Genomic DNA, 11,360 nt, shown 5'->3' with positions numbered 1-11,360 from the left:
CGCCGGCGGGGGGGGGGGGGGCGGGGGGGGGGGGGGGGGGGGGGGGGGGGCCCCCCCCCCCCCCCCCCCGCCGCTACGAGTAAGCCCGCACGGGTAGGCCGGCACGAGTAAGCGGGGAGGAGTTGGCCGGCGGCACGAGGCCCGCGGAGAGGGCGTAAGTCCGCGGGCCGTGAGCAGGGGTGCCGGGCAGGCGTGAGGCCGCTTGGCAAGCGTGAGGCCGACGGGGCATGTGTAAGGCCGCTGGGCACGCGTAAGGGCGCAAGGCGGGCGCAAGGCCGCTGGGGAGTCGTGAGGCCGCGCCGCGCGTGTAACGGCCGCTGAGCAGGCGCAAGGCCGTCAGTAGGAGCAAGGCCGCCGGTAGAAGCAAGGCCGCCGGTAGGAGCAAGGCCGCCGGGAATACGCAAGGCGGTCGGGCAAGCGCAAGGCGACCGGGTGGTGCCGTGGGCTCGCCGGGTGGGCAGCGTCGGGCGCCGGAAACGACGCGGGCACCGCTTTCGGGCCGTTTCCGGCCCGGCGGTGCCCGGGTGTGGTCGTCGAAGACCGGCCCGCGTGTAGCGGGCAGCGGCGCGGCTGCTTCCTTGCTGCCGCGCCTGGCCTGACGGATCAGGCAGACAGCGAAGCGACCCGCTTGGCGATGGCCGACTTGCGGTTCGCCGCCTGGTTCTTGTGGATGACGCCCTTGCTGACAGCCTTGTCCAGCTGACGCGAGGCGTCACGCAGCAGCACGGTAGCCGACTCGACGTTGCCCGCCTCGCTCGCCTCGTTGAGCTTGCGGATCACCGTCTTCAGCGACGACTTGACCGACTTGTTGCGCAGCCGGGCCTTCTCGTTCTGCCGGTTGCGCTTGATCTGGGACTTGATGTTCGCCACGCGACAGCCTTGTCCTGACTAGGTTCGGAAACTGGTCTCAAGCGGTGGTCACCACCATCGGCCGCCGGAGCGACCGTCTGCCGGAGCAGCAAACAGCGGCGCGTCACCACACGCGATGAACCAGATTACCAGCACCGCCGCGACCCGCCAAAACGGCCGCCTCCTCAAGCGGGACGGGCTTACCAGCCGCGCCTTTCGGCGAGCCAGGCCAGCGCCTGCTCGCCGCTGAACCGCTGATGCTGCCGGCTGTGCGGGGACGCACTGCTCGGGCCGCCGTCGGCCCGGACCAGCCAATACCCGGCCAGCGCCGCCAGTGCCCCGTCCACGCCGTCGTCCGGCGCCTCCCAGGATGCCAGACAGGCGTCCGTGTCGAGGCCACTCGCGTAAGCGCTGACCAGCAGGGTGACCGTGTCGAACCAGGGTGCGCCCAGGCTGGGCCAGGTCCAGTCACACAGCCAGGCCCGGCCGTCGCCGTCGATGATGACGTTGTCGATGCGCAGGTCGCCGTGCGTGAGGCCGGACCCGGCGGCCAGCGTGGGCAAGTCTCGTTCCAGGGCCGCCAGCTCGGGGATCCGGGCCGCGGCCACGGTCTCGCGCGCGGTCCGGGGCAGCGGCTCCCGGCCGGCCTCGATCGCCGACCACCAGGACATCTCGCCGCGCAGAATGTCGGGCAGGGCCGGCACGCCCACCGCCAGCAGCTCCGGTGTCGGCTCGCGCAGCGCCGCGGCGGCCGTCGACCAGGCGGACAGCGCCGCCTCCAGGTCGGGCGGTGACCACGGCAGCGACGGCACCCGCCCCTCGACCGCTTCCAGACACAGGACGAAATAGTCGGAGTCCACCATCGTCCAGCGTGGGCGGGCGGCCGCGACGGTCGACGGGAGTGCGGAGGTGAGGGCCGCTTCCCGGGCGTACCAACGGGAATTTGGATCTTGAAGGGGTGCGGCCTTGACGAAGGCACTCGGCCCGGCCGACGTGCGGAGGACCGCGGCGAAGGCGCGGGTGAAGCCGCCGCCGGCGCTTCGCGCCGAGACGACCGGCGAGCCGAGCCGAGCCGAGATGGCCTGCCGCAAGCTGCTGGGCAGGTCAGACCATTGAGGGCGTACGGCGGTGGCGCCGTACGCGACATCGGGGAGCGAAATCGGCCGCACCCGACCATCCTGCCGTCCCGATTCTTGTCGTACCCGGCTGGCAGGATCCTGGCCATGAGAACCGACGACTTCTGGGCGGTCATCGACCGCGCGACCGCCGATCGGCCCGCCTCCCCGGGCGAGGTGGCCAAACGCGCCATCGCCGATCTGGCCGCCCGCGACCCTGAGGAGATCGTCGCCTGGGCCCGCCACCTCGACAAGGTCCTGGTGGCCTCCGGCACCCAGGATCTGTGGGCGGCGGCCTACCTGATCAACGGCGGGTGTTCCGACGAGGGCTTCGACAGCTTCCGCGGGTGGCTGATCGCGCACGGGCGCGAGGCCGTGGCGCGGTCGGTGAAATCACCCGATTCGCTGGCCGATGTGCCGGCGGTGCGGGCCGCCGCGGATTCCGGTGCGGTGTTCGAGGCGGAAGAGGTGCTGGCCATCGGCGCCGAGGCATACCGGCAGGCCACCGGGTCCGAGTTGCCGGCGGGGGAGCGACCGGCGACGCGGCCCGATGCGGCCGAGCTGTGGGATTTCGACAACGAGGAGGAGATGCAGAGGAGATTGCCGCGTTTGTCCGCGTTGTTCCTGGAGCCGCCTGACTGACAGGCAAGGCCTCTGGGTAGCGACCGGTTGGCTGTCCTGCTGGATGTGCCGGCTTGGCGCGTTGCCCATGGCGCGTTTGCCCATGGCGCGTTTGCCCATGGCGCGGGAAACCGGGTCGAGCGGCGGGCGCTGCGTCCGTGACACTCGGGGCATGGGAGCTGTGCAGGGGACGGTTGCGGCGGTCAGCTGTAACGACACGTATGCGTTCACGAAGCCGGTGCGGGACGAGGTCGTGCTGATCGCCGGGGTCGGGGTGCAGGGCGACGTGCATGCCGGAGTGCACGTGAAGCATCGAGGCCGGGTGCGGGCCGATCCGACGCAGCCGAACTTCCGGCAGGTGCATCTGCTTCAGCAGGAGCTGTTCGCCGAGGTCGGGGCCAAGGGGTACGCGGTCGGGGCGGGCGACCTCGGGGAGAACGTGACCACGAGCGGCATCGACCTGCTCGGGCTGCCGCTGGGCACGATCCTGCGCTTCGGGTTGCCGGCGGCCGCTCAATTCGGGCCGCCCTTGGCGGACGGCGCGGCGACTGTGGCGGACGGCGTGGGGACCGCGGCGACTGTGGCGGACGGCGCGGCGACTGCGGCGGACGGCGCGGCGACTGCGGCGGACGGCGCGGCGACTGCGGCGGACGGCGCGGCGACTGTGGCGGACGGCGCGGCGACTGCGGCAGACGGCGTGGGTACCGCGGTGGATGAGGCGGCGACTGCGGCCGGTGAGGGCGACGGCGAAGGGACTGCCGTGGATCGTGCCGGGACCGCGGCGGACGGTGCGGGGACCGCGGTGGATGAGGCGGCGACCGCGGCCGGTGAGGGTGACGGCGGGGCGCTTGGTGAGGGTGCTAGCAGGCCTGACGCCGGGCCCCTTGGCGCGGTGCTGGAGGTTGCCGCGCGGGCGACGCTCGATCGGGAGACGGCGGCTTCGGCGGTGGCGATCGCGGCGGCTGCGGCCGGTGACCGGGGGGTTGATCCGCGGCCGGCGGTGGTGCTTGCGGGGCTTCGGAATCCGTGTGGGCAGATCAACGGGTTCCGGGACGGTCTGCTGAAGGAGGTCGTCGGGCGGGACGCCGACGGGAACGTGGTGCGCAAGGCAGGGGTCATGGCCGTCGTGCTGCGCGGTGGGCTGGTCCGGCCTGGTGACGCGGTGACGGCGGAACTGCCGCCGCTGCCGCATGCGCCGCTTGAGCGGGTGTGAGTGCTGGCGTGCCCCCCGCTTGGGCGCGCGTGAGTGGTGCCGCATTCGCCGGTTGGGTGGGTGTGAGTGCTGGCGTGCCCCCCGCTTGGGCGCGCGTGAGTGGTGCCGCGTGCGCCGGTTGGGTGGGTGTGAGTGCTGCCCTCGGGCGCCGCTTGAACGGGTGTGAGTGGGGCGTTGCCTCGGGCGTGGGACGATAGAACGCGCTGGAGCCCGCTTCGGCTCCGCTGCGCCGCCGGTTGGGGTGGTGCTCAGTCTGTTTGACAGAACGGAAGATCGTGCCTGGACCGCTCGACCCCGGTGTGAATGTGATCGGGGCTACCGACCCGAGTCGCATCCGGAACTTCTGCATCATCGCGCACATCGACCACGGCAAGTCGACGCTGGCCGACCGGATGCTGCAGATCACTGGGGTGGTCGACCCTCGGCAGATGCGGGCGCAGTATCTCGACCGGATGGACATCGAGCGGGAACGCGGCATCACGATCAAGTCGCAGGCTGTGCGTATGCCGTGGGTGGTGCGCGAGGGCGACCGGGCGGGCGAGTCCGCCGTTCTCAACATGATCGACACCCCGGGGCACGTCGACTTCACCTACGAGGTGTCCCGCAGCCTCGCCGCCTGTGAGGGCGCGGTGCTGCTGGTCGACGCGGCGCAGGGCATCGAGGCGCAGACCCTCGCCAACCTCTACCTGGCGATGGAGAACGACCTGCACATCATTCCGGTGCTCAACAAGATCGACCTGCCGGCCGCGCAGCCCGAGAAGTACGCCGAGGAGCTGGCCAAGCTGATCGGCGTCGAGCCGTCGGATGTGCTGCGGGTCTCCGGCAAGACCGGCGTCGGCGTGGATCACCTGCTCGACGAGATCGTCCGGCAGTTCGAGCCGCCGGTCGGCGACGCGCAGGCGCCGGCCCGCGCGATGATCTTCGACTCGGTCTACGACGTCTACCGGGGTGTGGTCACCTACGTCCGGGTCGTCGACGGGCGCATCGAGGCCCGCGACCGGATCAAGATGATGTCCACCGGCGCGGTGCACGAGCTGCTCGAGATCGGCGTCGTCTCGCCCGAGATGGAGAAGGCCGGCGCCCTCGGCGTCGGTGAGGTGGGCTACCTGATCACCGGCGTGAAGGACGTCCGCCAGTCCCGGGTCGGCGACACGGTCACCGGCAACGCCCGGCCCGCCACCGAGCCGCTGGGCGGCTACAAGGATCCCAAGCCGATGGTCTACTCGGGCCTCTACCCGATCGACGGCTCGGACTACCCGGCGCTGCGGGACGCGCTCGACAAGCTCAAGCTCAACGACGCCGCCCTGGTCTACGAGCCGGAGACGTCGGCGGCGCTCGGCTTCGGGTTCCGCGTCGGCTACCTCGGCCTGCTCCACCTGGAGATCATCGGCGAGCGGCTGGAGCGCGAGTTCAACCTCGACCTGATCTCCACGGCGCCGAACGTGGTCTACCGCGTCTTCACCGAGGACGCGGAGGAGAAGATCGTCACCAACCCCAGCGAGTTCCCGAGCGGGAAGATCGCCGAGATCCACGAGCCGGTCGTGCGGGCCACCGTGCTGGTGCCGAACGAGTACGTCGGCGCGGTCATGGAACTGTGCCAGAGCCGGCGCGGCAGTCTGCTCGGCATGGAGTACCTCTCCGCCGAGCGGGTCGAACTGCGCTACACGCTGCCCCTCGCCGAGATCATCTTCGACTTCTTCGACCAGCTGAAGAGCAAGACCAAGGGGTACGCGTCGCTGGACTACGAGCCGTCCGGGGAGCAGGTCGCGGACCTCGTGAAGGTCGACATCCTGCTGCACGGCGAGCCGGTCGACGCGTTCAGCGCGATCGTGCACAAGGACAAGGCGTACAACTACGGCGTGACCATCGCCGCCAAGCTGCAGAAGCTCATTCCGCGGCAGCAGTTCGAGGTCCCGATCCAGGCGGCCATCGGCAGCCGGATCATCGCGCGCGAGACCATTCGGGCGATTCGCAAGGACGTGCTGGCGAAGTGCTACGGCGGTGACATCACGCGGAAGCGGAAGCTGCTGGAGAAGCAGAAAGAGGGCAAGAAGCGGATGAAGATGGTCGGCCGGGTGGAGGTGCCGCAGGAGGCCTTCATCGCGGCGCTGTCGACGTCCGACACTCCGGACACCAAGGGTGCAAGCAAGAAATAGCCCGGTTTGGCTTCCTCGACACTCGGGAAATGTGGGGCTCGACGGACGCAACGTATTGCTCCACCCGAGGAGGAAACCCCCATGACTGTCACCGGCATCATCACCGCTCTCATCGTCGGTCTGATCATCGGTGCGCTGGGTCGCCTGGTCGTACCTGGCAAGCAGAACATCCCCATCTGGCTGACCATGGTGATCGGTGTCGTCGCCGCGCTGCTCGGCACGGTCATCGCTCGCGCCTTCGGTGTCGCACACACCAACGGCGTCGACTGGATCGAGCTGCTGTTCCAGGTGGTCCTCGCCGCGATCGGCGTGGCCCTGGTGGCGGGCGTCGGCGGCCGCCGCGGCATCACGCGGCGGTAACCCTCCACCCCCAGCGCGAAGCGCCGGACCTGGTCCAGGTCCGGCGCTCCGGCGCGCGAAGGGGCGACCGCGAAGGGGCGAGCGGGCCACGAGACGAGCGCGGGCCACGAGACGACCGCGGGCCAGCAGATGAGCGCGGGCCAGCAGATGAGCGCGGGCCAGCAGATGAGCGCGGGCCAGCAGATGAGCGCGGGCCAGCAGATGAGCGCGGGCCAGCAGATGAGCGCGGGCCAGCAGATGAGCGCGGGCCAGCAGATGAGCGCGGGCCAGCAGACAAGCGCCGTCAGTAGCGGAACTTGTGCCGAGCGCTTCGCCGGTTCGACCAGGCGGGCAGTTCGTCGACATGCTCGTGGTGGGGCTGGCGCTCGTCGGGGTCGTGCGCGTCCGTAACGTTGCGCATCGTCACGACGTATCCCCGGACGAGACGGTCTTCGCGCAGGTCCCGGTAGGTCGCCTCGACCAGGATCTGCGACTGGTCGGCCCGGCGGAGCGAGCAGAACAGCGTGCCGTCCCCGGTGGACTGGAACGCCCCCTGCACCTGGTCACGGTCGTCCGGGTGGACCAGGTCGGTGAGCGTCGCGAGCGGGGAGAGCGTGTCGTCGCCGAGCAGGTCGTGGACGGCTGGACTGGCGTACCGGATGCGCTGGTCGTCGTCGATCACCAGCATCAGGTCGGCGGTGTTGCCGATCACCGTGCGCAGGTATTGATCGCTGTCCCGCCGGCCGACCGCCTCGACCAGGGTGATCCGGTCCAACGCCATGGCGGCCTGGCCGGCCAGGGTCTCCAGGGCGTCCCGCGTGGCGGCCAGCACCTCGCGCCGCGCGGTCACGATCAGCGCCCCGCCGTTCGGCCGGGCCACCTCCATCGGCTCCAGCCACAGCGGGCAGACCAGCGTGTCGTCCTCCCCGGACTCGTCGGCCCACCAGCTGCGCGGGCTCGGCTCCGGGGAGACGGCGGGCGAGGCAGGCGAGGCGGCGGGCAGGGCGGGCGCGGTCAGCTTGCGGTCATCGGTCGCAAACACCATTCCCCGTACGGTCGAGGCCGGCATCAGCTGCGCGACGGCCGCGTGCACCGCCTCCTCCACCGCGGGCAGGTCGGCCGCCGCGACCAGTGCGCCGCTGGCCGTGCGCAGGGCGCGTTCCCGGGACGCGGCCTGGCTGTTCCGGGAGATCGAGTCGGCGAGCCGGGTGATCGCCAGCAGCAGGGTCAGCCCACCGGCGATGGCGATCACTACGCCGTCCCGGACCGTGCCGGTCAGCGCTTCGATCAGCAGCACCGCGGGCGGGGTGGCCACCGCCGCGCCGAGCAGGGCCGCCCAGTGCCCGCGCCACGGTGTCGCGCTCGATGGCATCGGCCGGGTCAGCCGGGTCATCGACGGCGGGAGGGCGGCCAGCCCCCAGGCCACATACAGCACGATGTAGCCGGTCTCGGCGATCGGGCTCGGCGCCAGTGGGTAGACGAGGTCGCTGACCAGCATGCCGACCGAGCCGGCCAGCAGCAGTGCGGCCGCCGCGTTGCGCCCGGCGGCGACCACCAGCCGGGCGGCCACGAGGACCAGCAGCAGGTCGCCGATGAAGTCGGACGGCGGGATGTGCCCGAACGGCGCGTTGTCGCCGACCAGGACGATCCAGAGCACCAGCAGCGCCGAACAGGCGCAGGCCAGCAGGTCGATCAGGCGACCACGATCGACCAGCGCCGATCCGGCGCGGGTGAACTGCAAGAGGGTCGCGGCGACGAGCACGAAGATCGCGAGGTCGCAGACCTCGGAGGCGGACAGGGCGCCGATCGCGAAAAAGAAGTCGCTCAGTGCCTTCGCGGCGACGGAGCCCGCGAGCAGCGACCATGGGCTGACGCGGGACGGGCGGTGCCGACGGACGCCGTACCCGATCGCCAGACAGCTCCCCGAACCCAGCAGGATCCATTCGATCGCCCTCGACACGTGTTTCTTAGTACCAGGGCGGTAGCTGTCTGTCCATGCGCGTATATACGCTGCGCTATTCGCCTAGTAAATCGATCGACATCACGGAGAGCTACGCCGATGGGGAGCGCGCCCGATCGTCCGAGCGGGACTTTGCCGACGTCAGCTGAAGACTTGGGCGATGACTTTACGCTCGTCCACTCCGGCGTCCGCGGTTACCGGCTGCCACTTGCCGTCCGGTGCGTACCACTCGAGATCAGCAAAACGTACCCGTTCGAGACCGGTGTCCTTGGCGTGCGAGACGAGCCAGTGTGCGTAGCGCCACCCGGTGCTCTTGTCGGTCACCGCGACCGTCACCCCGGCGGCCTGGGCGGCGGCCGGCTTGCTCAGGCCCTTGCCCCAGTCCAGCCTCAGCCCGTTCATCAGGGCCGCCGCGGCCGCCGCGCCGCGCAGCGCCGGCGCGCCGGTGACGGTGCAGGCAACCGCCCCGGTCGCGCGGCCGGTCAGGGCGCGGGCCAGGACCGCCGACTCGTCGGCCCACTTCTCGTACGCGTTGGGGTAGGCCGACCGCTGCACCCGCTGGGCCGCGTCGGTGACCCGCATCTTGTCCCAGCCCTTGACCTTCTTGAGGGCCGTGTAGAACTTGTCCGCGGCGTACCGCGGATCCTTGATCTTGTCGGCGGTGCCCCAGCCCTGGCTGGGCCGCTGCTGGAAGAGGCCGATCGAGTCGCGGTCGCCGTCTTCCCGATTTTCCAGCTTGGACTCCTGCAGCGCGGTGGCCAGCGCGACCACCACGGCCCGCTCGGGCATCCCGCGCCGGATCCCGACGGCGGTGATCGTCGCGGCGTTGGCCATCTGCACGGTGTCGAGGGTGACCTCGCCGTCGGCCTGCACGGTGCACGCGGGCCCGATCTGCGGCAGGGCGATCTTGATGTCGCCGGACATGCTTCGAACCACGATCACCACGGCGAGGGTGCCGACTATCGCGAGGAGGGCGAGCACCACGATCGGCGTCTTGCGCACTCACACCTCCTCGTCGGCCCGGCCCCCGGATGCAACAAGCGTAGTCAACGACCGCACGGCGCGGACGTCACCGCACGCCGTCCCGCGTGGCACCGGGCACCCAGACCGGGTCCCGCTTCTCGCGGAACGCGTTCACGCCCTCGGTGCCCTCGGCCGAGCGGAAGTAGGCGGCGGAGCGCTCGGAGAGGTCGGCCAGGTCGGCCCGGATCGAGCCGGCCGGGGCGCGCCGGAGCAGCTGCTTGGCGCCGGCCAGGGCGAGCGGGCCGCCGCGCACCAGGGCGTCGCAGTAGCCGGCCACGGTCGCGTCCAGCCCTTCGGCCGAGACCGCGGCGGTGACCAGCCCCACCTCGGCGGCCCGGACGCCGTCGAAGACCTCCCCGGTCAGGTACAGCTCGGTGGCCGCGCGCGGGGTCAGCCTGGGCAGGACCGTGGCGCTGATCACGGCGGGGATGACGCCGAGGCGCACCTCGGAGAAGGCGAACGTCGCCTCCCGGGTGCAGAGCGCGATGTCGGCCGCGGCGATCAGGCCCAGCCCGCCGGCCCGGGCCGGCCCGCCCACCCGGCAGACCACCGGCTTCGGGAACTCCCAGAGCGCGGCCAGCACGTCGGCCAGCAGCTCGGCCGGGACGCGACCGGACGCGCGGGCCTCGGCGGTCTCCTTGAGGTCGGCGCCGGAGCAGAAGACCGGGCCGGTGTGCGAGAGGACCACCACCCGCACGGCCGGATCGGCCAGCGCGGCGTCGAGCGCCTCGAGCAGCTGGGTCATCAGCGGGGTGGAGAGCGCGTTGCGGTTGGCGGGGCTGTCCAGGGTCACGGTGGTCACCCCGGCGGCGGTGGCGGTACGGACCAGATCCATGATCGGAACCCTAGCGGTGCACACTTGACGGATGGCCGGCGCACTTCCCGATGGCGAGCCCGTTCCGCAGGACGGGAGCCTCCCGCCCGACGCCGCGGCGAGCGCCGGAAAAAACGGATTTGCCGTTTACGTGCATGTGCCGTTCTGCGCGAGCCGCTGCGGCTACTGCGACTTCAACACCTACACCGCGAGTGAGCTGGGCGGCGGCGCGAGCCGGGAGACCTACGCCGACACGGTCCTGAGCGAGCTCCGGCTCGCCGGCAACGCCATAAAGCCGCAAAAGGTGGACACGGTCTTCGTCGGCGGTGGCACCCCGACCCTGCTCAGCGCCGACGACCTGGGCCGCATCCTGGACGGCGTCGCCCAGGTCTGGCCGCTCAGCGACGACGCAGAGATCACCACGGAAGCCAACCCGGAATCCGTCACACCCGACTATCTTCGCAAATTGCGCCGCCACGGTTTCACCAGGATCAGCCTCGGCATGCAGTCCTCGAGCCCAGCCGTTCTCAAGATCCTCGACCGGCAACACACCGCCGGGCGGGCGCCCCAGGCGGCCCGGGAGGCGCGAGAGGCCGGCTTCGAGCACGTCAACCTCGATCTGATCTACGGCACCCCGGGCGAGACCCCGGACGACTTCGCCGCCTCGCTGCGGACCGTCATCGACGCCGGGGTGGACCACGTCAGCGCGTACGCCTTGATCGTCGAGGACGGCACGCGGATGGCCGCCCGCATGCGCCGGGGCGAGCTGCCGTACCCGGAGGACGACGTCGCCGCCGACCGCTACCTCGCCGCCGAGGAAGCCCTGAGCGCGGCCGGCTTCGGCTGGTACGAGGTCTCCAACTGGGCCACCTCGGCCGGCGCCCGCTGCCGGCACAACCTGCTCTACTGGACCGGCGGCGACTGGTGGGGGCTCGGCCCCGGGGCGCACAGCCACGTCGGCGGCGTCCGCTGGTGGAACGTCAAACACCCGGCCGCGTACGCGACGAGGCTGGCCGACGGCGTCTCGCCGGGCCACGCCCGCGAGCTGCTCACCGACGAGGACCGCCGGGTCGAGGACATCATGCTGCGGGTCCGCCTCGCCGAGGGCATCCCGCTGGCACAGGTCGACGACCGGGGAGCGAAGCAGGCCCTCGAGGACGGCCTGCTGGTGCCCGAGGCGTACGCGAACGGGCAGTTGATTTTGACCTTGCGCGGCCGGCTGCTGGCCGACGCCGTGATCCGCGACGTCGTGTGACGCCGGGCCCCCCGG

General features: G+C 71.3%; 10 protein-coding genes. 5 read left to right on the top strand and 5 right to left on the bottom strand.

Annotated features, from left to right (window positions below; translation table 11 throughout):
• Nucleotides 1-603: 603 nt before the first annotated feature.
• The gene (gene rpsT, locus ODJ79_RS34340; protein WP_030443163.1) at nt 604-870 is read right to left on the bottom strand and encodes a 30S ribosomal protein S20; all 267 of its coding nucleotides are present in this window, start codon (nt 868-870) and stop codon (nt 604-606) included.
• Between the two features lie 179 nt (nt 871-1,049).
• Nucleotides 1,050-2,018, bottom strand: coding sequence for a phosphotransferase family protein (locus tag ODJ79_RS34335; protein ID WP_263027805.1), 969 nt, complete (start codon nt 2,016-2,018; stop codon nt 1,050-1,052).
• A 54-nt stretch (nt 2,019-2,072) separates the two neighbouring features.
• On the opposite strand from ODJ79_RS34335, the gene ODJ79_RS34330 reads away from it, so the two are divergent.
• The 4 genes from ODJ79_RS34330 (at nt 2,073) to ODJ79_RS34315 (ending at nt 6,314) form a co-directional block, all read left to right on the top strand.
• Nucleotides 2,073-2,606 (top strand): DUF4240 domain-containing protein, encoded by a 534-nt coding sequence (locus tag ODJ79_RS34330; protein ID WP_263027804.1) that lies wholly within the window; start codon nt 2,073-2,075, stop codon nt 2,604-2,606.
• 217 nt (nt 2,607-2,823) lie between these two features.
• Nucleotides 2,824-3,798, top strand: a complete 975-nt coding sequence (locus ODJ79_RS34325; protein ID WP_263027803.1) for a transcription elongation factor — start codon at nt 2,824-2,826, stop codon at nt 3,796-3,798.
• 275 nt (nt 3,799-4,073) lie between these two features.
• The gene (gene lepA / locus ODJ79_RS34320; protein ID WP_263027802.1) at nt 4,074-5,954 is read left to right on the top strand and encodes a translation elongation factor 4; all 1,881 of its coding nucleotides are present in this window, start codon (nt 4,074-4,076) and stop codon (nt 5,952-5,954) included.
• 81 nt (nt 5,955-6,035) lie between these two features.
• Nucleotides 6,036-6,314 (top strand): GlsB/YeaQ/YmgE family stress response membrane protein, encoded by a 279-nt coding sequence (locus tag ODJ79_RS34315; protein WP_263027801.1) that lies wholly within the window; start codon nt 6,036-6,038, stop codon nt 6,312-6,314.
• A 283-nt stretch (nt 6,315-6,597) separates the two neighbouring features.
• On the opposite strand, the gene ODJ79_RS34310 is transcribed toward ODJ79_RS34315, so the two are convergent.
• The 3 genes from ODJ79_RS34310 to ODJ79_RS34300 all read right to left on the bottom strand — a co-directional run bounded on the left by ODJ79_RS34310 (nt 6,598) and on the right by ODJ79_RS34300 (nt 10,111).
• A complete protein-coding gene (locus tag ODJ79_RS34310; protein ID WP_263027800.1) occupies nt 6,598-8,253 on the bottom strand; it encodes a PAS domain-containing protein in 1,656 nt (551 codons plus the stop codon).
• A gap of 141 nt (nt 8,254-8,394) precedes the next feature.
• Nucleotides 8,395-9,255, bottom strand: coding sequence for a hypothetical protein (locus ODJ79_RS34305; protein ID WP_411267399.1), 861 nt, complete (start codon nt 9,253-9,255; stop codon nt 8,395-8,397).
• A gap of 67 nt (nt 9,256-9,322) precedes the next feature.
• Nucleotides 9,323-10,111: an enoyl-CoA hydratase-related protein gene (locus tag ODJ79_RS34300; RefSeq protein ID WP_263027799.1), complete on the bottom strand. Its 789-nt coding sequence runs from the start codon at nt 10,109-10,111 to the stop codon at nt 9,323-9,325.
• A 31-nt stretch (nt 10,112-10,142) separates the two neighbouring features.
• Between ODJ79_RS34300 and hemW the strand changes: the two genes are divergently transcribed.
• Entirely contained in the window at nt 10,143-11,345 is a 1,203-nt protein-coding gene (gene hemW, locus ODJ79_RS34295) for a radical SAM family heme chaperone HemW (RefSeq protein WP_263027798.1), read from the top strand.
• Nucleotides 11,346-11,360: the final 15 nt, after the last annotated feature.

Origin of the sequence: Actinoplanes sp. KI2 (assembly GCF_025630775.1) — a bacterium.
Taxonomy (GTDB): domain Bacteria; phylum Actinomycetota; class Actinomycetes; order Mycobacteriales; family Micromonosporaceae; genus Actinoplanes.
The sequence above is the reverse complement of the archived record's forward strand: the minus strand, read 5'-3'. Positions and strand labels throughout refer to the sequence as shown.

Coding starts and splice junctions, on each gene's coding strand:
- hemW (WP_263027798.1), top strand. CDS start 10,143: ATGGCCGGCGCACTTCCCGATGGCGAGCCCGTTCCGCAGGACGGGAGC.
- ODJ79_RS34330 (WP_263027804.1), top strand. CDS start 2,073: ATGAGAACCGACGACTTCTGGGCGGTCATCGACCGCGCGACCGCCGAT.
- ODJ79_RS34315 (WP_263027801.1), top strand. CDS start 6,036: ATGACTGTCACCGGCATCATCACCGCTCTCATCGTCGGTCTGATCATC.
- ODJ79_RS34300 (WP_263027799.1), bottom strand. CDS start 10,111: ATGGATCTGGTCCGTACCGCCACCGCCGCCGGGGTGACCACCGTGACC.